General features: G+C 50.9%; 19 protein-coding genes. 15 read left to right on the forward strand and 4 right to left on the reverse strand.

Annotated elements, in window-relative coordinates; genetic code table 11:
- Positions 1–423: 423 nt before the first annotated feature.
- From ACHZA2_RS08155 to ACHZA2_RS08200, 10 genes are all read left to right on the forward strand, one after another.
- Positions 424–1,647: an ATP-binding cassette domain-containing protein gene (locus ACHZA2_RS08155; RefSeq protein WP_319579300.1), complete on the forward strand. Its 1,224-nt coding sequence runs from the start codon at positions 424–426 to the stop codon at positions 1,645–1,647.
- 45 nt (positions 1,648–1,692) lie between these two features.
- The gene (gene cbiT, locus ACHZA2_RS08160) at positions 1,693–2,241 is read left to right on the forward strand and encodes a precorrin-6Y C5,15-methyltransferase (decarboxylating) subunit CbiT (RefSeq protein ID WP_319539283.1); all 549 of its coding nucleotides are present in this window, start codon (positions 1,693–1,695) and stop codon (positions 2,239–2,241) included.
- Positions 2,235–2,843, forward strand: a complete 609-nt coding sequence (locus ACHZA2_RS08165; protein WP_319539282.1) for a cobalt-factor II C(20)-methyltransferase — start codon at positions 2,235–2,237, stop codon at positions 2,841–2,843. Before cbiT ends, ACHZA2_RS08165 begins: the two co-directional genes overlap by 7 nt.
- Positions 2,840–3,556 carry a cobalt-precorrin-4/precorrin-4 C(11)-methyltransferase gene (locus ACHZA2_RS08170; RefSeq protein WP_319539281.1) on the forward strand — a complete coding sequence of 239 codons (717 nt, stop codon included), beginning with the start codon at positions 2,840–2,842 and terminating at the stop codon, positions 3,554–3,556. Before ACHZA2_RS08165 ends, ACHZA2_RS08170 begins: the two co-directional genes overlap by 4 nt.
- Positions 3,553–4,428, forward strand: a complete 876-nt coding sequence (cbiG, locus tag ACHZA2_RS08175; RefSeq protein ID WP_319539280.1) for a cobalt-precorrin 5A hydrolase — start codon at positions 3,553–3,555, stop codon at positions 4,426–4,428. Before ACHZA2_RS08170 ends, cbiG begins: the two co-directional genes overlap by 4 nt.
- Positions 4,397–5,197: a precorrin-3B C(17)-methyltransferase gene (cobJ, locus tag ACHZA2_RS08180; RefSeq protein WP_319579301.1), complete on the forward strand. Its 801-nt coding sequence runs from the start codon at positions 4,397–4,399 to the stop codon at positions 5,195–5,197. The genes cbiG and cobJ overlap by 32 nt, the downstream gene beginning before the upstream one ends.
- Complete coding sequence (locus ACHZA2_RS08185; protein ID WP_319579302.1) at positions 5,145–5,804, forward strand: precorrin-8X methylmutase; 660 nt, start codon at positions 5,145–5,147, stop codon at positions 5,802–5,804. Before cobJ ends, ACHZA2_RS08185 begins: the two co-directional genes overlap by 53 nt.
- 11 nt (positions 5,805–5,815) lie before the next feature.
- Positions 5,816–6,823 (forward strand): cobalt-precorrin-5B (C(1))-methyltransferase, encoded by a 1,008-nt coding sequence (locus tag ACHZA2_RS08190; RefSeq protein ID WP_319579303.1) that lies wholly within the window; start codon positions 5,816–5,818, stop codon positions 6,821–6,823.
- Positions 6,820–7,431, forward strand: a complete 612-nt coding sequence (locus tag ACHZA2_RS08195; protein WP_319579304.1) for a cobalt-precorrin-7 (C(5))-methyltransferase — start codon at positions 6,820–6,822, stop codon at positions 7,429–7,431. The genes ACHZA2_RS08190 and ACHZA2_RS08195 overlap by 4 nt, the downstream gene beginning before the upstream one ends.
- 405 nt (positions 7,432–7,836) lie before the next feature.
- Positions 7,837–9,378, forward strand: coding sequence for a hypothetical protein (locus tag ACHZA2_RS08200; RefSeq protein WP_319579305.1), 1,542 nt, complete (start codon positions 7,837–7,839; stop codon positions 9,376–9,378).
- A gap of 185 nt (positions 9,379–9,563) precedes the next feature.
- Here ACHZA2_RS08200 and ACHZA2_RS08205 read toward each other — a convergent pair whose 3' ends face one another.
- From ACHZA2_RS08205 to mutS, 3 genes are read right to left on the reverse strand one after another with little or no spacing between them, the layout of a single operon-like run.
- Positions 9,564–10,427 (reverse strand): A/G-specific adenine glycosylase, encoded by an 864-nt coding sequence (locus tag ACHZA2_RS08205; RefSeq protein ID WP_319579306.1) that lies wholly within the window; start codon positions 10,425–10,427, stop codon positions 9,564–9,566.
- Positions 10,428–10,479: 52 nt separating this feature from the next.
- Positions 10,480–12,267 carry a DNA mismatch repair endonuclease MutL gene (mutL, locus tag ACHZA2_RS08210; protein WP_319579307.1) on the reverse strand — a complete coding sequence of 596 codons (1,788 nt, stop codon included), beginning with the start codon at positions 12,265–12,267 and terminating at the stop codon, positions 10,480–10,482.
- Positions 12,264–14,936: a DNA mismatch repair protein MutS gene (gene mutS, locus ACHZA2_RS08215; protein ID WP_319579308.1), complete on the reverse strand. Its 2,673-nt coding sequence runs from the start codon at positions 14,934–14,936 to the stop codon at positions 12,264–12,266. Before mutS ends, mutL begins: the two co-directional genes overlap by 4 nt.
- A gap of 225 nt (positions 14,937–15,161) precedes the next feature.
- On the opposite strand from mutS, the gene argC reads away from it, so the two are divergent.
- Genes argC through ACHZA2_RS08240 form a run of 5 tightly spaced genes read left to right on the forward strand, consistent with a single transcriptional unit; the run spans position 15,162 to position 19,871 of the window.
- Positions 15,162–16,148 carry an N-acetyl-gamma-glutamyl-phosphate reductase gene (gene argC / locus ACHZA2_RS08220; RefSeq protein WP_319539271.1) on the forward strand — a complete coding sequence of 329 codons (987 nt, stop codon included), beginning with the start codon at positions 15,162–15,164 and terminating at the stop codon, positions 16,146–16,148.
- Between the two features lie 7 nt (positions 16,149–16,155).
- The gene (locus tag ACHZA2_RS08225) at positions 16,156–16,644 is read left to right on the forward strand and encodes a CBS domain-containing protein (RefSeq protein ID WP_319579309.1); all 489 of its coding nucleotides are present in this window, start codon (positions 16,156–16,158) and stop codon (positions 16,642–16,644) included.
- A gap of 1 nt (position 16,645) precedes the next feature.
- Positions 16,646–17,797 carry a bifunctional glutamate N-acetyltransferase/amino-acid acetyltransferase ArgJ gene (gene argJ / locus ACHZA2_RS08230; RefSeq protein WP_319579310.1) on the forward strand — a complete coding sequence of 384 codons (1,152 nt, stop codon included), beginning with the start codon at positions 16,646–16,648 and terminating at the stop codon, positions 17,795–17,797.
- Positions 17,794–18,678: an acetylglutamate kinase gene (gene argB, locus ACHZA2_RS08235; protein WP_319539268.1), complete on the forward strand. Its 885-nt coding sequence runs from the start codon at positions 17,794–17,796 to the stop codon at positions 18,676–18,678. The genes argJ and argB overlap by 4 nt, the downstream gene beginning before the upstream one ends.
- Positions 18,678–19,871: a hypothetical protein gene (locus tag ACHZA2_RS08240; protein ID WP_319579311.1), complete on the forward strand. Its 1,194-nt coding sequence runs from the start codon at positions 18,678–18,680 to the stop codon at positions 19,869–19,871. The genes argB and ACHZA2_RS08240 overlap by 1 nt, the downstream gene beginning before the upstream one ends.
- A 12-nt stretch (positions 19,872–19,883) precedes the next feature.
- Here the strand turns inward: ACHZA2_RS08240 and ACHZA2_RS08245 are convergent, their stop codons facing one another.
- Positions 19,884–20,159, reverse strand: coding sequence for a chorismate mutase (locus ACHZA2_RS08245; protein ID WP_319579312.1), 276 nt, complete (start codon positions 20,157–20,159; stop codon positions 19,884–19,886).
- Between the last annotated feature and the right edge of the window lie 68 nt (positions 20,160–20,227).

Here is a 20,227-nt window from a genome sequence, read left to right on the forward strand (position 1 = left end):
CGTGGGATAATAAAGTTACATCATATTCTATATATTTCCTTCGGATATTCCTCTCCAGAGATCCTGACTTTTGGGTTATTGATCCTTTTTTTGAATTCTACTTCTCCGGTTATCTGGGTATAGTCGCTCTAAATGTTTATTGAGGTCTCATTGTTGGCGGATTATGACTTCTGCGCGAAGTCTTATGGTTGTCTGCCTGATATCTCTATAAAACCCCGGACGGATTATTAACAGAGAGACTGATCAATTTATTTGGACTTAATTCAAAACTTATTTCCTCAATACGAACTCCTGGGGATGTATCATTATACTTTTCTTATCTTTTCAGGAACATGAGTTTCTCTCTGAACTCTCTGGTTTCTTTGGGTTATTCCCCGCGTTCCGAAAGAATGTCGGACCATTTGAAAAATCATGGTGGTGCAGATGAATCCTATTTTGGAGATCTCTGGTGTTTCATTCAGGTACCTGGGAAAGAATAATGCACTACGGGATATCACCTTCCCGATTGAGTCAAAAGCAAAGATCGCTCTGGTCGGGGCAAATGGGGCAGGGAAATCAACACTTCTCCTGATGCTTAATGGAATGCTTCGTCCGGATGCCGGAGAAATCCGGTTTCATGGAGAACTCCTGAAATACTCCCGCACCTCACTCCGAAATTTACGACAGAAGATCGGGTTCGTTTTTCAGGATGCCGACCGGCAGATCATAGCGCCGACAGTATGGCAGGATGTGGCATTCGGGCCTGCAAATCTTGAATATTCGCGGGAAAAAATTGAATCCGTTGTGCTCACCGCTCTCCATCAGGTCGGGCTTGAAGGATTTGAAAGGAGGCCTCCTCATCAATTATCAGGAGGAGAAAAGAAGAGAGTAGCTATTGCAGGCATTCTTGCAATGGATCCTGAAGTTCTCATCCTTGATGAACCAACCAGCATGCTCGATCCTGCAGGATCAGAAGATATCATGGATCTTCTCGAGGAACTTCACCATCAGGGAAAGACTATCATCATATCAACCCATGATGTCGAACTTGCATATTCATGGGCTGATACGATCATCCTGATGGAAAAAGGGGAGATCATAGCAAGAGGAACTCCTGAACAGGCATTTGCGGACAAGGAACTGGTCCGCCGGGCACGGCTTAAAATGCCGGTGATCGTAGAGTTATATACTGAACTGATCCGGCGTGGTGTCAGAAACGATTCTCAGATGCCGCGTTCCATCCTTGATATGATCAGGATTATTGAATGTGATCGCCATGGGGGAATGCAACTCCATAGTCATGGATGTGGTGTGATCACAGTGGTTGATGTGGCACTGGCTGATCAGGAGATGATCAAAAGAATTGTTGAGGATAAGGAGATTCGGACAATTGGAGCGATGGGAAGCAGGGCAAAGATCTGTGCCCGCCAATGGGGTGTGATCCCTGATTATACCTATGCGGTCATCGACAAATGTATCCTTCATGCCATGAATGGAAGAAGATCCCTGATCCTGACATCGGGCGGGATGGTTCCGAGGGTTGTAGAAAGGGTACAGGAGTTCAACTCAGAAAATAAAAGGACTATTCAGGTGATCACCGGTTTGAATAACAACCTCTCTGAAGTTCTAGACAATCTGGTGTCTACCACATTTGAACAAACGCACTAAGAAACGCACCTCTTTTGTGGAGTGCCGTCAACATATACGAAGCCTATGAATACTGATATACCAGGCAGGCCACCTGCAGGGGGTCCCACCAAGGATGAAATCCTTGCAATCTCCCTATTTAAACTGAATCTTTCTCCTGATGATATCTTTGCAGATCTCGGCTGTGGGACCGGTCGGGTATCCCTTGAGGCGGCACCGCTGGTGAAACGGGTTCTTGCTGTTGATCGACGTGTCGAGGCATGTACCTGGACCGAACGGGAAGCACAGGCAAACGAAATCTCTAATGTATCAGTATTTCATGAGGATGTCAGAACATTTCTCTCAACTGTGGACCATCTGGATAGTGTCTTTGTAGGAGGATCACAGGGGCTTGGTGAAATGATAGATGCCCTCGCGCAACTCAAAGTTCGATCCCTGGTAATCAACGCAGTGATGCTTGAAACCGTCAATACTGCAGTATCTTATCTGAAGAAGCACGGTTTGTTCAGGGAGGTCGTCATGGCACAAATATCCCGAAGTTACTCAATTGGATCAGGCATCATGCTCAAACCGCTTGATCCGGTCTTTATTATCTGTGGTGGTACCGGATGCTGACTGCTGTCGGGCTTGGTCCCGGGGATCCAGAACTGCTCACGCTCTCTGCGGTACGACATTTGAGTGAAGCAGATCGCGTCTTTGTTCCCGGAGGAATTGCGCGGAGCCTTGTTGAGCCATACTGCACCCCGGTCGAACTCTCCTTTCCGATGAGCCATGATGAGGCCGCAATATCAAGACAGATCGAAGAGAATGCCGGGATTATTGCTCCTGTTGCCGAAACAGGTAATGCAGTGTTCGGAATCATCGGTGATCCAAATATTTTTTCAACATTTTCCAGGCTTTGTGTTGTTCTCAAGAAGAAGCACCCTCACATCCAGATCAGCACGGTTCCAGGCGTCAGTTCAATCACAGCTCTCACATCTGTGACTGAAAAACCAATCAATGGCGGATTCTCTGTCTCTGATGGCAGCCCGGAGCTGGTGAAAATCCAGATGAAAGTCAGACGTCCGCGTGAGGCAGCAGAACGGTTGAAAAAGGAAGGATACAGCAGGTTTGTTCTTGTTGAACGGATGTACATGGAAGGTATGAAGATCTGGAGGGATGATCTTCCTGATGAGAGCAATTACTTCTCACTCCTGTTTGCGGAGAAGGAACCATGAAACCGGTATGGTTTGTCGGTGCTGGGCCGGGAGATCCCGATCTGATCACGGTTAAAGGAAATAATCTGATTAGGTCAGCTGATCTCCTGGTTTACGCAGGCTCTCTTGTAAACCCGGATCTTGTCAACAGATCACCCGCACCTGAAAAATATGATAGCAACGGGATGTCTCTCGAAGAGATGACTCCGCTGATGGTCAAGGCCTGCCGGGATGAGAAAACTGTAGTGAGGCTCCATTCCGGTGACCCTGCACTTTACGGGGCAATAATCGAGCAGATGGATCTACTCAAGGCAGAAGGAATATCTACGGAGGTAGTTCCCGGGGTTTCATCCCTATTCGGAGCTGCTGCAGCGCTCCAGACCCAACTTACTCTGCGGGGTGTATCAGAGTCGGTCATCATCACAAGGCCAGCTGGAAAGACTCTTGAGCATGATCACATCAGGGAATATTCACTGCACCGGGAAACGATGGCGATCTTTCTTGGATCCGATCGTCTGAATGAGGTGGTTGCAAAGGTGTCGCATCCACCCGGGACTCCGGCGGTGGTCATCTATCATGCTACCTGGCCGGATCAGCAGATTATCAGGGGAACGGTGGGAACGATTGCACAAATGGCAAAGGATGCGGGAATATGCCGTTCAGCGCTCCTGCTTATCGGAGAGGTCTTTGGCGATGAACTTCCCGGCCATGTTAGATCTGAATTATATTCATGACAGGAACCATCGTTACCGCTCTTCCTTATTTTTCAGAACCTGCAGAGCGGATTGCATCAGCGCTCGGCGGCTCCTTTGTTGCATATCACGACTCGGTTTTTACTGATACCATTAGCACAGCAGATCGGATCGTAGCCCTTATGGCGATCGGGATCGTGGTGCGAAAGATAGCCCCGCTTCTCACTGACAAGTGGCGTGATCCCGCAGTCGTTGTGGTAAGCCCGGACTTGAGGTATGTAATTCCGATATCAGGGGGGCATCATGGTGCAAATGACCTCGCGTATGAACTCGAGAAAAAACTGGGCCTGATCCCGGTGATTACAACCGCCACTGAAGCAACCGGGAGGGCATCGGCGGAGGGCATTGCTGAGGAAAAGGGCCTTCGCGTTGTTAATCCTGGATCAACCCGGAGATCAAATGCTGCGGTACTCACTGGAACTGCAGGCATCTACTCTGTTGAAGGGCCGGGTATGGTCATTGCTGGTGGGGGTGTTTCATTTCTCGTCTCTGATGCACCCTATACAGCCGGCATCGGCTGCAGGAAAGGGGCAACATCCAGGGAGATCGTTGAGGCAATTGATGAGGCCCTCATGTCAGCAACTCTGACACGTTCTGATATCAGTATCTACGCCACCACCACTCTGAAACTTCATGAACAGGGTCTGACCGATGCAATCAGGGAGATTGGAGGTAATCTGATCTATCTTGATCAGGAGACACTCTGCAGAGAATCGGTGCCGTCTGAATCTGCAGCTGAGCGTTTTGGTCTTCCTGGTGTTGCCGAACCAGCTGCCCTCGCGGTATCATACAAAAAAGAACTCATAATGGAGAAGAAAGTCTATGGAAATGTCACCCTTGCCTTCGCCCGATGAACCAATAACGGGCAGGCTCTATATTGTTGGAATTGGTCCCGGGTCGCCTGAAATGCTGACCCGTCGTGCTGAAAAGGTGATTGCAGATTCAGCAGTTGTCATCGGGAACGACTTTTACCTTGATCAGATCAGCCATCTGCTTGACGGGAAGAATGTCGTCAGAAGCAGGATGGGAAAAGAGGTTGATCGTGCAGAAGAGTGCATCAACCTTGCCAGAACCACGAGTGTATCCATGGTCTCCGGCGGTGATCCGGGTGTGTATGGAATGGCAAGCATCGTGCTTGAGGTTCTTGATCATACCGGCCTTGCGATACCGGTAGAGATCGTTCCCGGAGTTACCGCAGCAACTGCTGGTGCTGCACGACTGGGTTCTCCGTTGTCCGGGGATTTTGCCGTGGTAAGTCTCTCAGATCTTCTCACCCCGCGGGATGTGATAAGGTCGAGACTTTCGGCATTGTTCTCAGTGAAGATGCCTGTGGTTCTGTATAACCCTAAGAGCAGGACCCGGACTGAACAACTCGGTGAAGCAGTCGCTCTTGCACTGAACTATCTCTCGCCTGATACACCAGTGGGCATAGTCAGGAATGCGTACCGGGAGGATGAGTTGGTACTGTATACCACGCTCGGAAAAGTCTGGGAGATCGAGGATCAGATAGATATGCACGCCGTTGTTTTTATTGGTGGAGAAGAGACAAGAATCTGGAAGAGAGGTGAGGATGTCAGAGGAATCATTACGCCCCGGGGATACCACCGGAAATACCTATATTGATATCGGCGCAGACACGCAGGAGGGATACTCAATATCATCCCGTTCAAGGGAGATGGCTCGCAAAGCCATCGGTGATAAGACTCCTGAGGATAGGATCAGGCAGCGGTGTTCAATTGCAGTTGGTGACTTTGCCATGGCTGACCTGATGCGGTTCTGCAATGATCCAATACCTGCAGGCCTTGCTGCCCTTTCTGCAGGAGCCCCGATATTTACCGATATCAGGATGGTGGAGACGGGTATTCAGAAGAAGGGACATTCAAGCCGGGTAACCTGTGTTCTGGACATCCCGTCCGGATCAGAAGACTCTGGCACCATAACCCGGACATCAGCCGGGTTCCTGGCAGCACGTGATCAACTTGATGGTTCGATCATTATGATTGGGAATGCACCCTCTGCACTTCTTGTTGTATGTGATATGATTCGCGGTGGTTGTCGCCCGGCACTTGTTATCGGGACACCTGTTGGTTTTGTAAATGCTGCAGAGTCAAAGGAAGTACTTCGGGCGGTCGCAATTCCATCCATCTCAAACGAAGGTACGCGTGGAGGAACGCCAATTGCAGTGGCAGCGCTGAACGAGATCATCACCATGTTTGTTTCCAGGCAATAAGCGGTGATTTTGTGATCGATCCGGTGAGCGGGTTTGTATACCCCGTATCATGGGTGAATGCCTGCACCAATTCCAAAGCACTAATGGAAGCGGAATCAGGTCTTGCGGTTCTTACCGCTGACGGAACGATCCTGATGCGTGGATTCACCACCGGAACAACCGCTGCAGCAGCAGTGAAAGCCGCGGTCCTCTCGCTGAAAGATCCTGTTTCCGGCCCCATCACGGTTATGACACCTGCAGGCATCAGGGTTCCGGTGGAAGCAAAAGGTGAGGATGGCCATGGAGTCTCTGAAAAGTATTCAGGTGACTATCCTGATGATGTCACTGCAGGTATCAGGTTTCATGCATATGCAGTACCGGCTACAGCTGTCGTTGAGATTATTGCCGGGGATGGTATTGGGAGATGGGATCGAGAAAACCCGCGATACCCGAAGGGAGCACCTGCAATCAGTCCTCCGGCATTTGCAGAAATCCGATCTGCCATAACCGAAGCACTTGAGGTAGCCGGGCTTTCCGGTGTCAGGGTAACCCTTTCTGCAGAGGATGGAGTTCGTATTGCCTCCCTGACGCTCAATGCCAGGGTGGGAGTAGTTGGTGGGATCTCGGTCCTTGGTTCGACCGGCTTTGTTGAGCCATGGGATGATCACCTGGAAGAGACTATCATAAACCGGATATCTGGCGCCAGTAGTGTTGTGTTAACCACCGGAAGGGTCGGGCTCAGGCACTCGCGTCTTCTCTTTCCAGGTCATGAAGTGGTCCTGGTCGGGTCCCGGATCGGTCCGGCGCTTGCCCATGTGCAGGGGGAAGCGATCCTGTGCGGGCTGCCCGCACTGATCCTGAAATTCATAAACCCTGCATTTCTTGATGGTTCTGGTTATGGAACAGTTGAGGAGATGATCGGGACGGATGAGTTTGATCGGCGTGCGCAGGAGTCAATGTCAGGTTTCTGTGCCGATCACCCCGAAACCAGGATAGTAATCCTTGATCGTGAAGGACGAATAATCAGGGAGGCACCATGAAGATCGTCGGGGTTGGCTGCGGTCCGGATCTCCTCACCTGCCAGGCTGAAGAGGTGATCAGATCAGCAACCCTCATCGTGGGATCAGAGCGGGCCATATCACTTGTTGAGAAAAAGATCCCCGCTGGATGTGATGTGAGGGTCATAGAGGATTACAAGGCTCTCAGATCTCTTCCTGGCGAGGCTGTTCTCCTGTCGACAGGAGACCCCATGTTATCGGGCCTCGGATATCTCCCTGGGGAGGTTATTCCCGGGATCTCTTCAGTACAACTTGGTGCTGCACGCCTCCATACTTCCCTGACAAACCTCCTGGTGCTTACAGCACACGGACGCGGTCACGATGATGCGATGTGTACTGCTTGTGATGAAGTCAGACGGGGTCGCTCACTCTGCCTGATTACAGATCCTTCTTTTAAGATCGACAGTCTTGTAAAAAAGCTACATTCACATCCTGAATACCGTTTGGTGATCTGTCAGGATATCGGATATCCTGAAGAGAAGATCATTGAAGGAACTGTGGACGTCCCGCCCAAGGCTACATCAGGAATGTATATCCTGTTTCTGCTTCCTCCGGCATACCCCGATTTTGCCAAGGCTCCGGCTCTTTAACACAAATTTTTCAAAAGGGATTGGTCCCCGTGGTGACCTTTGGGCAGTCAACCGGTTGATTCAGGTTTCACAGGGACCAATGGGGTCTTCATCGAACAATGCCCTCCTACAACAACAGGAGTGATAACCGCATTTGATGGGGGGTGTGAAATGAGGTATTTCACATGTATGCGTCAGGTGTTATTCGGATGGGGGGATGTGTTATCACTACGTTGTCTGCTGCAGAGAGGTAATAATTAGTTTATTTTAGACCTATATTAAATTTGGGGGCGATTGATGGGCATTTATCGAAACCGGGCAATAATTGGTGGTCGAAGATTAGGCAACCCGAATGTTGGTCAAATATTAACTTTATTCCTTGTGAAATGAGACAAGAATAAATAAAACGACTGCCTATTATGCTATGTGAAGACTACCACCCGGGTCAAGAAAATCAACGGGCATGATTACCTGTACGAAATAACCTATTATTACGACAAAGAAACTCGGAGAACCAGGCAAAAAAGCAGATACCTGGGAAAGTACGTGGATGGAAAACCCGTCCGTGTACGGGAGAAGGCAAAGAGTCCTGAACGTGTGTACGTGTACGGGGAGTTGATTCCGTACCTTAACGCCATCCGGTCACTAGAACTTTCCGAGATTCTGGGGGCACACCTCACAGAACATGAGACTCGGATATGTCTTACTCTTGCGATTACTGCTCTTATCTGTCCTGACGCAATATATAATCCCGGTGCATGGTTTGAGGGAACAGCCCTCTCACGAATCTATCCCGGGTTGAAAATATCATCCCAGACCGTCTCAAAACTACTCAAAAAACTGGGAGAATCAGGCCTTCCGATGGATATCTGTCGCACCTGTATTAGCAGGCGGGAAAGCGGGGATAGCAGAGTGTACGACCTGATGATTCCCCAACTCCGCTTCTCCACATCAGGAAGGAAGCAACAGGTAAATACACAGTTTTTTGATCAGATCTCGCTCTACTATGACCGGAATATAAGTATTCCTGCGGCATATCTCCCCCATCCTAAGAACCTGACTGCAACAAGGCTGGTAAAGAATGCAGTGGCAGGGATGCACATCTTCCATTACCGAAGTACGGCCCTGATCTCTGGTAGGGAGTTTAACTCTGCAATGAACATCTACGGTCTCATATTTAGTGGAACTCCCTTTGTGATCCCGATCAATCCTGATAATGAACTGGTGAGAGACGAGATAAAACGGCGACGCAGTGAACTTATGCACCCGAAGAACCTGAAGATATTCAGGGGTGAGACACTTTTCGTGGTTCCCATTACTGTTCCGGTGGAATCAGTGCAGATGCACGGGTATGTCTGTTATAGTCCCAGACAGGATGAAGAGGAGAGAAATGAGTACAGCGAGGATCTGGAACTCATCCTTGACAGCCTTCATAATACGCCTATTTATAAATGGACCGATCCTGCTGCTGCTGTCCAGGACATAGCAGGGAGATATGAGCCCTTTGTTCAGTGGAAAGTTGAGGAGAACCGGCTCAATGTCAACATCAAACAGAAAGCAGTCTCCCGCCAGCTTCGTGATGCAGGAATATCTGTTCTCTTCTATGGGGGAGGAGATTTTCAATGGGATCAATGTATGCAATGGACGTCTGAACAGAAGGAAGATGAACTCTTCTTTAGTACTGTTGTCAGCAGACTCCAGATATATCCTCACACTGTGGATGCCGATATGATAAGGCAGGGTCTCTATCTCATTGCCTTCATCAGTCTCATGCTTAAACGGTGGGTTGAACGTCAGTTTGAGTCCGCAGGTCTTCTGAGTGTGTCAAGCGTCCAGAAGATCATGATTGATCTCGCCAAGATACGCCTTATAGGGTTAGGCAATGATCGAACGGTTATTACCGGGCTGCATCCAAGGCAGCATGACATCCTTGAAAGTTTAAAATGGCAGGCAGATCCCCTGGCATAATGGGATAAATGTGTTTAAACCCGGTTGTATGGGGTAGATCGTTTGAACAGCCTTTAGGCATATAATCCAGGGTAAAAACTGGTGGTGTTCATGTTTAGGCCATATAAACTGCATCAAATGGACTTTTTTTTTAAAAATTTGTGTCGATGTGCTCAAAAAAATAAAAAATAAACGAAATCTGGATTCTATTCTGCAACTGTTACGATTCCATTACTCTCATAGAGAAGACCGTCCTGGATCATTCCTGCGAGTATTCGCCGCACCCGCTGTGTATCTTCACCAGAACTTTGAATGAGAACTTCAAGAAGGGTTCTTTTCTCATCAAGCAGCCGTCTTAAAAGTTTACTTCTGATCTGTCTATCTGATCCTTCAAATGCGGATTGCCTGGAATAATGGCGACTTTTCCTGTTTGGATTCTCTACCCTGCGGGCAAGCCATGTGCCGTAGTCCATCAGGGCATAATACCACTCACGGGGATTTGCTCGATCAATCGTCGTCTCCACAAGAGGATGGATGTCAGAATCGGCAATTTTCTCTCCATCAGCAAAAAAATGATGAATAAACACCCTTCTGATGTTGGTCTCAATAAAAATGACCGGCTTGTTGAAGGCAAATACAGCGATGGATCCCGCAGTTGCCCTGCCTATTCCGGGAAATGTAATCAGGATTTCGGGTTCTGTTGGAAGAATTCCATTCCAGTCATCTACCACTGAGCGCGCGAGGCCATGGAGATATTTTGCCCTTCTGTTATACCCGAGACCCTGCCATGCTCCCAGTACATCTGCAAGTGGTGCATCTGCGAGCGATGAAAAATCCGGGAACCTGCTGATGAAAAGTGGAAATTTCTCCATCACCCTTGGAACCTGGGTCTGCTGCAACATGAGTTCAGATACCACAACCCGGTACGGGGTAATCTCATCACGCCACGGCATTGGGCGCCTCATCCTGGCATAAAATTCGTGTATTATTCCTCTAAATGCTTCAAGATCATCGGGATTAGAGCCTAGGAAGACCTGACTTACCCCGGTTTCAAGGCGATGCTGAATCATCAGACAAACCTTCACAATCCGCTTGGAAGAATCACATTCATGCCTGACATCTCTATCTTCTCCTGAAAAGTTCTTCCAACTTTGACCTGGTGAATGAGACTATGGTAGGCCTCCCGTGTGGACAGGTGTATGGTTCAGATGTACGGGAGAGCTGGCTTATGATCTCCTCTCCCTGTTCCGGTGTGAGGATGACCCCAGCCTTGACTGCCCCCCGGCAGGCAACCAGCCGGGAGACAGACTCCTGCATCCTGTTCTCCTGCCCTCCGCTGAGGGCACCTGAAATGATCTCTTTGATTGCATCAGGGTCCTCGCATCGCCCGAGCACGACGGGGACACTCCTTACACACCAGGTATCCTTCCCAAACGGTTCAAGATGAAATCCTTCCTCCTCAAGATCTGATCTGATCTCACCTAGGAGATGAGCTTCTGATGTGGTCAACTGAAGAACTATCGGGATGAGCAGTTCCTGTGAGAGTGTTCCTTCCCTCTGTTCCCTCTTCAACTGGTCATACCTGACCCGCTCGTGGGCAGCGTGCTGATCGATGAGGATTAGATCACCGGCATGGTTTGAGGCAAGAAGGTAAGTTGCAGCAACCTGGCCGATATAGGTCAGAGTGGGGAAGCGGTTTTCGTCTTCTGTTCCTGCCGGTTCCATCAGGAGGCGTGTCTGCCTCAGTTGTCGTGCGGTAGTCCTGTACCCGGCAAGGGTGGCCTCACAGACCCTTTGTGCAGGAGTTTCTAACATCCGGTATACTGGAGTAGGAATACCATGCTCCTGTACATCGGCAATCAGTGGGGCTTCTCTCTTATCAGAAAACCCTGAGTGAGAAAGATCATGGCCATGCAGCGCCTCTTTCACCCTGGATGTGATGAATCTGAGAAACTCTGGCTCATCGGAGATCCTGATCTCCCGTTTGGTCGGGTGGATGTTGGCATCCACACGGGCAGGATCCAGGTTTATCATAAGAATAGCAACCGGGAACGAGTGGGACGGAATGAGTGTTCCATATCCTGCACGTATCGCTCCTGATATCCGCGACGAAACGATCATTCTCCCGTTGACCGCGACCAGAATCCGCTGGGTATTCTGCCTGATCAGTTCGGGGTGTGATATGAATCCCTCTAGGCCGATTCCATGCTCGTCCCCGCTGACTGGAATCATCTGCCCTGCTTCATCAGGCCTCAAAGCCCGCAGCACCTCTCCGAGGGTCCGGGTTCCGTGACTTGTGGATTTTTCCTGTCCGTTCAGGATGTACCTGAAGGTGATCACCGGGTACAGAAGGCTGAAAACCTCGATCACCGATGAGATCCGGGAAAGTTCGGTAGCAAGACTTTTGAGGAATTTCCTCCTTGCCGGGGTGGTGAAGAAGATCTCCTCTACTGTCAGGGTGGTCCCGGCTGGGGCTCCGGTTGCGCCTTGTTCAAGGATCTCCCCGCCGCTGATTATGAGCCGGGTTCCTGCGTCTTCATCGCGGAACCGGGTCACAATCGTCACGTACGCTATGGCTGCGATGCTGGCGAGTGCCTCTCCTCTGAATCCGAGTGTATGACAGGTGTTCAGATCTTCTGCGGTCTGGATCTTGCTTGTTGCATGAGGAGAAAAGGCGAGGGTAACCTCATCGGTGGGTATCCCGCGACCATTGTCAATGATTCGTATCCTAGTGATCTCTTTTCTGTTCGAACTGATCTCAACCGTGATTGTGACTGCACCGGCATCAATTGAGTTTTCGATGAGTTCTTTGACGATGGATGCCGGTCGTTCGACCACCTCCCCTGCTGCGATCTGGTTGATCGTCTCCCCGTCCAGGACCCTGATATGAGGAACTGATATAACAGTCACGCCTGATCCTTTGCCTTGCTCTTCAGATCGGCAAGCAGGGAGAGGGCCTGAAGCGGGGTGAGCGAGTTCACATCAATAGATTCAAGCTCTTCCCTGATGGGATCAGGCTCTGATGGTCCGGATAGAGGAGCAGCCGGGGCATCAAGCAGGATCATCTGGGTATAACGCTTCACTCCGCCTCCCGGTGACTCCTCACCCCTCATGACCTTCTTCATCAGATCTTCGGCCCGCTTAATAACCGGAGACGGAACACCGGCAAGATCGGCTACATGGATACCATAACTGCGATCCGTTGCACCAGGTATGAGTTTCCTGAGAAATACCACATCCTTGTCTGTTTCTCTGACTGCAAAGTGGCAGTTTCTCACCCTTTTTAAATCCGTTTCAACCCCGACAAGTTCATGGAAATGGGTTGCAAAGAGGGTTCTCGGCCCCTTGTTCTTCTTTCCATGCAGGTGCTCAAGCACTGCCCGAGCGATGCAGTACCCGTCAAGCGTGCTGGTACCCCTCCCGATCTCATCAAGGATAACAAGGCTCTGTTCGGTTGCATGATTCAAAATGGTGGCGAGTTCGAGCATCTCCACCATGAACGTGCTCTGGCCACTTGCGAGATCATCAAACGCACCGACCCTGGTGAATATCCGATCCACTAGCCCGACTTTTGCGTACCCTGCCGGAACAAAGCTGCCCATCTGCGCCATCACGATGATCAAGGCGACACTTCGCATATACGTGGACTTTCCGGCCATGTTGGCACCGGTGATGATCAGGATCTGCTCGCCGGAAGCGCTCATCTCTGCGTCATTGGGCACAAAACCATTGGTGAGAGAGGCTTCTACAACCGGATGCCGACCTTCCCGTACCAGCAGTGTCGGCTCGTCGATAAGGTGGGGTCTTACATACCCGAACTTTAATGCAGCCTCTGCAAGACCTGCAAAGAGATCTACTCTTGCGATTGAATGGGCTGTCTCCTGGAGAGCAGAGACATGCTCTCGCAGGGTGGCAAGAAGGGCTGTGTAGAGTTCTTCCTCCAAGCTTAACAGGCGTTCATCAGCAGTTGCAATCTGGGACTCAACTTCGCGGAGTGCAGGAATAGTAAACCGTTCACCGTTGGCTGTGGTCTGGCGTCGTTCATAATCAGGAGGGACTGATGAGAGGTTTGCCTTGGTGATCTCGATGAAAAATCCGAAAACTGCGTTATACTTGATCTTCAGGGACTTGATCCCTGTCCTCTCTTTCTCCTGCTGCTCCAGATCAGCAACCCACTGGCGTCCGTCCCTTGAGATCAACCTGAGCCGGTCGAGTTCTTCATGGTACCCGTCCCTGATGACACCTCCTTTTCTGATCAGAAGCGGTGGATCGTCAACGATAGCCTGCCCGATCAGTGTCACAAGAGACTCAAGATCCGGGATCCCGGAGGCAGAGATTCTGATCGATTCAGGAATTTCTGTGAAACTTTGAAAGAGTGTCCTGACCGATGAGGCAGCCATGAGTGCATTACTAAGAGTCACCAGATCACGCGGACTTGCATTGCCATACGAGATTCTGCCCGCAATACGTTCTAGATCCGCATACCTGTGGAGAATCTGCCTCAGATCCTGACGCAGAATGGTCTCATGGGTAAAGAACTCCACAGCATCAAGCCGCTGGTTGATAGCCTCAACAGATTTCAGCGGTGCTGTAATCCATCGCCTGAGCAGACGCCTTCCCATGGGGGTCTGGGTCATGTCTATAGTATTGACCAGCGTCCCTTCCTCGGTCCGGTCCCGAATGTTGGAGACGACCTCTAGATTTCTGAGAGTTACTGCATCGAGCACAAGGTACTCTGACTGCAGGTTTCGTGAGAGGGACTTGATATGAGCGAGAGGATCGAACTGTGTCTTCTGGGCGTATGCGAGTGCGGCTCCTGCCGCAGTCACGGCCGCAGGAATATCGCTGCAGCCAAGTGAGTCCAGTGAACTGATCCCAAACTGCCGGCAGAGGAGATCCTCTCCCCCTTTTGGATCAAACAGGGAGGGATCCTGTGGTGATATCAGGGGAATGAGTCGTCTTAATGATCCTTCGATCTCCTGTTCAGCTGCTTTTGGTGTGATGCACTCAGCAGGTCTGAACCTTACAACCTCTGCCCTCAGTTCCTCACCGTACCCGTCTGCAGGAACCTCTGATATCTGGAAGTCTCCGGTCGAGATATCAAGAAACGCAGTCCCGATCCGCTTTCGCTTCTTATCAGGGACTGCTGCCATCAGGTACCTGGCACCCTCTCCCGAGAGCAGAGCAGCATCGATCACAGTTCCCGGTGTGACCACCCTGACCACATCACGCTTTACGATCCCTTTTGCCTTCTTGGGATCCTCGATCTGCTCACAGATGGCGACCTTGTATCCACGGCTGATCATCCGTGAGAGATACCCGTCAAGGGCGTGGAACGGTATACCGGCAAGCGGGATGTCCTGCCCGTCAGGCATCCTTCCCCGGGAGGTGAGAGTTATCTCCATCTCCCTGGCACAGATCTCTGCATCCTCGCAGAAGGTCTCATAGAAATCACCCATACGGAAAAAGATGACACAGTCCGGGTACTGCCGTTTAGCCTCGTAAAACTGCTGCATAGCCGGAGTTACCCTCCCTGGCTTCTCGCGTTGTCCGTTACCTGATTCCTGGGATGATGTCATATCTGGTGTGGCATTCTCTCATGCCTGGTGTTCTGATACCTGTCTCTCATTACTGAAGGAAAGAAGTGTAAACTGAAAATATGTCTGTACATTTTTTCGCTTCGATGCGATAAACAACCTCCCATGAGCCATTGAGGACTCTGTTTTTACCACCCTGACCTCCTGATGATGACCATGAAGAGGGGAAGGGAGGTTAATACCCGATGCAAAGCAGATATTAATAGTATGAAAGTTGCCATTATCGGCGCTTCCGGCTATACAGGGGGGGAGCTCTTCCGGCTCCTGCATGCACATCCCCGGGCTGAGGTGGTCTGTGCGACCTCCCGGCAACTGGCCGGAAAGCCGGTGACCTCCCGGCATCCCCATCTCACCGGGTTTACTGATCTTACCTTTACGAACCCCGAGGTCTCATCTCTTGATGTGGACGTTGCCTTCCTGGCAGTGCCACACACAGCAGCGATGGCATATGCTCCCTCCATGATTGAGCAGGGGATCAAGGTCATCGATCTCTCGGCTGACTACCGACTCTCAAAAGAGGTGTTTGAGAAGGTGTACGGGGTGCCCCATACTGCATACTTCCCTGCTCCGTACGGGCTCTGCGAACTGCACCGTGAGCAGTGCAAAAATGCATCCTTTATCGCAAACCCCGGATGCTTCCCGACCGGTGCAACCCTCGCAGCAGCACCGCTCGCCGGGCGTGCCCACACAATCATCTACGACTCAAAGTCAGGTGTATCTGGTGCAGGTGACAATGCCTCTGAAACCACCCACTACCCTAACGTAGGTGACAACCTGACTGCGTACAAATTGACGAGTCACCGGCATCTAGCAGAGATGCGTCAGGAACTCGGGTTTCTGAAGTCAGGAGCCAAGGCATATTTTACCCCTCATCTTCTTCCGGTGAACCGTGGTATCCTGACCACAGCCCATATTCTCCTGAACGAACCGGTGGAACAGCAGGAAGTAGAGCGGCTCTATCGGGAATTTTACAAGAATGAACCGTTTGTCAGATACCAGCGCCCGTCCCTGAATGCAGTACGGGGATCCAACTTCTGCGATCTGATGGTAGAAGCATCAGAGGAACGGGTCGTTGTTGTATCTGCAATAGACAACCTGGTCAAGGGAGCAAGCGGTCAGGCAATACAGAATATGAACCTCATGTGCGGGTTCAAAGAGACAGAAGGATTATGGAGCCCGGCGATTCTGCCGTAGAATACAGATGTTAGTAAAAGATGCAATGACCCCGGACCCGGTGACCTGTAGTGTTGATGATACCGTCTCTTCGATCGGGGGACTCATGCGGAAAAGACATATCGGTGGTGTACCGGTGATGAATGGCAACCGCCTCGCTGGCATGGTGACCGAGACTGATCTGCTCAAACTTCTCATGACCAAAGGTCCCTCTGACGACCTCTGGCTGCCGTCACCGCTTGAGGTGATCGAACTTCCGATCCGTGAGTTCATCAACTGGGAACGGACGAAAGAGGCCCTCACCGATATCGGCAGCAAAAATGTGGGCTCTATCATGAGTAGCCCGGTCATCACAATCACGCCTGAAGAGGATATTGAAGCCGCTGCGGCACTCATGCTCAAAAAGAAGATCGACCGGCTTGCGGTAGTGAGCGGTGACAGACTGAAAGGGATCATCACCAGGGAAGATATCGTCTGGGCGATCTCTGGTGGAAAAGGAGCGGAATCCCGTGAGTGAGATGCAGTCCATCTGTGCAGTAGAAGGAGTATCTGCAGCAGGCATAAAGGAAGGAAAGTACGGCCTAGCTCTTATCAGGGCTGAAGGCACTGCAGTAGCAGTTTTCACAAAAAATATTGCACGGGCAGCTCCGGTCATCCTGATGCAGGAGCGGATGAAGCGAGGGCTTCTTGCGGCGACGATCTCAAATAGTGGATGCGCCAATGCCCTGACCGGTCAGCGGGGTATCAACGATGCTGAAGAGATGGCCTCGATCGCTGCAGAAGAACTCTCGCTCGATCCGCTTGAGGTTGGAGTTGCGAGTACCGGTGTTATCAGTAGGTACCTCGACCTTCCACTCATCAGAAATCAGTGCCACCAGATCGCACCTCATCTTGCACACAGCCCATCTGCAGAGATCAGTGCTGCAAAAGCGATCATGACCACAGACCTTGTTGAGAAACACTCCCTGGTAACCCGTGAGGGATTTACCATCGGCGGTATCTGCAAAGGTTCAGGGATGATAGCCCCGAATATGGGGACCATGCTCGGGTATGTCTACACCGACGCAGAGATCAGTGCACCAGATCTTCAGACCGCTCTGAAGACCGCGGTCAGGCGAAGTTTCAACCGGGTAGTCGTGGACGGTGATACCAGCACCAATGATGTCGTGTTCTGCACTGCAACCGGAGCTGCCGGGAAGGTGCCGCTAAATGAGTTTACATCAGCACTTGAAGAGTGCTGCATCAGTCTTGGGCGGCAGGTAGCTTGTGATGGTGAAGGAGCAACCAAACTGATCGAGGTTATCGTGAGGAATGCCCGGAGTGAGGATGAGGCAGACCTTGTCGCCAGGACTGTGGTAGGATCTCCTCTTGTCAAGACCGCGATCTATGGTGAGGATCCGAACTGGGGGCGGATCGTCGCAGCAGCAGGGCGTTCAGGTGCAGAGTTCGATCCAGAGAAAGTCTCCTGCTGGATTGCAGGTTCAGATCGCAGGTCAGCGGTCTGCGAGAGAGGGGTGCTCACTGAAGATCTGAGCACCGCAAAAGCAGCACTCGGGGGTCGAGAGGTGCAGATCGAGCTCGATCTTGCAGCAGGAAATGGGAAGGCAGTGGCATGGGGATGTGACCTGACCGAGAAGTACGTCGAGATTAACGGGAAGTACACAACATGAAACGTGAAGACGTCCTCATGGAGGCCCTGCCCTATATCCGCAAGTTCCATGGCAGGACCATGGTGATCAAGCTCGGTGGTCACGCCATGGTCGAGGGGGAGATCCTTGATACCGTTGTCAGCGATGTTGTCCTGCTTCAACTGGTCGGGATCAAAGTGGTCCTTGTTCACGGTGGAGGTCCTGAGATCACCGAGAAGATGAAGGCCCTCGGAAAAGAGCCGAAGTTTGTTGGTGGCCTCCGGATCACCGATGATGAGACTCTTGAAGTTGCCCAGATGGTTCTTGTCGGCAAGATCAACACCAACATTGTATCCTTAATCTCAAAGGCAGGTGGAAAGGCGATCGGGATCTCTGGCAACGACGCGAACCTGATCATCGCCCGCAAGATGGAACGGCAGCGTGTGAGGGTGAACAACAGAGAAGAAGAGGTCGATCTCGGGCACGTGGGAGAGATCGAGATGATCAATCCTGACATCCTGAATACCCTGCTTGATAGCGGCTACATCCCTGTCATCGCCCCTCTCGCCATCGATCGTGCAGGCAACGATCTCAATATCAATGCAGATACAGCCGCCGGTGAGATCGCGATTGCACTCAAGGCCTACAAGTTCATCAGCATGACCGATGTCGACGGGATCATGGACAAGGGACGTACAAAGGTGTTCCGGCAGATCACCAAGTCTGATGCTGAGCAACTGATTTCAACCGGTGTTGTCTCTGAAGGTATGATCCCCAAGGTCCAGGCTGTACTTCACGCGATCCAGGATGGAGTGCCGTATTCCCATATCATCAATGGAAATATCAGTCATAACCTCATCCTCGAGCTCTTCACTTCTGAGGGTGTGGGAACGATGATCACCATGAAGGAGGTCGGCCTCTGATGGATGAAAAGCAGCCTTGTCGGCACTATCGGGCACTCATCCCGATGCTGACCGGTCTGCTTATTGTACTGACACTCTGCACCGGATCTGTTTCAGCAGGTGTCTTTCTCAAGAATGGCAGTGATGTCACTGGTGATCATCCTGCAGAAACTATCCTCTCTGATCCGAATACCACTCCTGGCGACTACTCTGTAACCTTTTTTTATAACACCCATTGCGGAGCCTGTCACCTTGCGATGACCTACCTCAATGAGTATAGTGCCGCTCACCCGGGGATACTGATCACATCGTATGATCTCTTCAATAGCAGTGAAGGCAAGAGCCTGTTTGAGCAGTATAAAGCAGAATATCACCGTCAGTATGTCTCGGTCCCGTCGGTCTTCATCGGAAATGCAGGACTTGAAGGGGAGTCTGCAATCAGGGAGAACTTTGACGAACTGGTCACCTGGTACGAGCAGAATAAAAAAACTGGTCCATCCGGGCAGAATACGACTTCTGTTCAGACAAAGAGAGGTACCTGGAATGTCATCAGCATCCCTCTGGTCCTGATCGCCGGGCTGGTTGATGGAATAAACCCCTGTGCATCCGCGGTGCTTGTATTCCTGCTCATCCTGCTGATGACTATCAGACAGAAACAGCGAATACTTCTTGCAGGTACTGTGTTCACCAGTGCGGTCTACTTCATATACTTCATCTCGGGAACCGGCATCTACAGCCTTGCTGCGATCACCGGAATTCTCAGGGGGTATTCGCTCATTGCCGGAATAATCGCAGCAGGAGCGGGACTCCTCTGGATCAGGAATGGAATAATCTCTTCCAGAGCATCTGAATCAAATGGTTCCGGGGCTGTAGAGAAACCATTCTTCGGGAGACTGGAAACGATGGTTATACCTGGTGCTTTTGTTCTTGGCCTCCTCACCGGTGTCCTCGAACTTTCATGCACCGGCGGAATTTACCTGGCAATCCAGGACATGATCTCGTTTAAGGTGAACATCGTTCAGGGTCTCGTGTACCTGTTCCTGTATAACCTCGCATTCATCGTACCGCTTCTCGTGATCATCCTTCTTTTCTATTGGTGGATCCCGGCGGAAGAGAGTGAAGAAGGAAAAGAAAAGAACCCGGGGAAACTTGAACTTTTTACCGGAATGCTTCTGCTTGTCTTCGCGTTTCTTGTATTGTCAGGTGCGGTCTGAATCAACTGACCGTCACTCAACTCCCCGCTTTTTGTCCTGTAGATCCTCGCTCATCCGGATCAGTGTTTTGAAGATGTCCCTGATTGGACCGGGATCGATGCCGGACTGTTCAGCCTGCCTGGCAACATGACTGAGAACCACTTCTACGCGTTCGGGATCACGGGTTGGAGCACCGGTTGTATCCTTCTCTTCTGCGATCTTAATGGCAATTTCCATCCGCGCTCTGATCAGCCTTATGATCTCGAGATCAACGGCCTCTATCTCATCCCTGAGTTCCTCCAGTGTCATATCCTGAGTACAGATATCTGCCTCGCAGAAATAAGAGCGTCGGATCTTCCCTGCACAAGCACCCGTAC

The sequence above is a fragment of the uncultured Methanospirillum sp. genome, assembly GCF_963668415.2.
Taxonomy (GTDB): domain Archaea; phylum Halobacteriota; class Methanomicrobia; order Methanomicrobiales; family Methanospirillaceae; genus Methanospirillum.

Bases quoted from the DNA above. Each gene is read 5' to 3' on its own strand.
- ACHZA2_RS08205 (WP_319579306.1), bottom strand. From the start codon at position 10,427: ATGATTCAGCATCGCCTTGAAACCGGGGTAAGTCAGGTCTTCCTAGGC.
- ACHZA2_RS08240 (WP_319579311.1), top strand. From the start codon at position 18,678: ATGGATGAAAAGCAGCCTTGTCGGCACTATCGGGCACTCATCCCGATG.
- cobJ (WP_319579301.1), top strand. From the start codon at position 4,397: ATGGAAATGTCACCCTTGCCTTCGCCCGATGAACCAATAACGGGCAGG.
- ACHZA2_RS08245 (WP_319579312.1), bottom strand. From the start codon at position 20,159: ATGACACTGGAGGAACTCAGGGATGAGATAGAGGCCGTTGATCTCGAG.
- ACHZA2_RS08195 (WP_319579304.1), top strand. From the start codon at position 6,820: ATGAAGATCGTCGGGGTTGGCTGCGGTCCGGATCTCCTCACCTGCCAG.
- cbiG (WP_319539280.1), top strand. From the start codon at position 3,553: ATGACAGGAACCATCGTTACCGCTCTTCCTTATTTTTCAGAACCTGCA.
- argC (WP_319539271.1), top strand. From the start codon at position 15,162: ATGAAAGTTGCCATTATCGGCGCTTCCGGCTATACAGGGGGGGAGCTC.
- ACHZA2_RS08225 (WP_319579309.1), top strand. From the start codon at position 16,156: ATGTTAGTAAAAGATGCAATGACCCCGGACCCGGTGACCTGTAGTGTT.
- argJ (WP_319579310.1), top strand. From the start codon at position 16,646: ATGCAGTCCATCTGTGCAGTAGAAGGAGTATCTGCAGCAGGCATAAAG.
- ACHZA2_RS08155 (WP_319579300.1), top strand. From the start codon at position 424: ATGAATCCTATTTTGGAGATCTCTGGTGTTTCATTCAGGTACCTGGGA.
- ACHZA2_RS08185 (WP_319579302.1), top strand. From the start codon at position 5,145: ATGTCAGAGGAATCATTACGCCCCGGGGATACCACCGGAAATACCTAT.
- mutS (WP_319579308.1), bottom strand. From the start codon at position 14,936: ATGACATCATCCCAGGAATCAGGTAACGGACAACGCGAGAAGCCAGGG.
- ACHZA2_RS08165 (WP_319539282.1), top strand. From the start codon at position 2,235: ATGCTGACTGCTGTCGGGCTTGGTCCCGGGGATCCAGAACTGCTCACG.
- ACHZA2_RS08170 (WP_319539281.1), top strand. From the start codon at position 2,840: ATGAAACCGGTATGGTTTGTCGGTGCTGGGCCGGGAGATCCCGATCTG.
- argB (WP_319539268.1), top strand. From the start codon at position 17,794: ATGAAACGTGAAGACGTCCTCATGGAGGCCCTGCCCTATATCCGCAAG.
- cbiT (WP_319539283.1), top strand. From the start codon at position 1,693: ATGAATACTGATATACCAGGCAGGCCACCTGCAGGGGGTCCCACCAAG.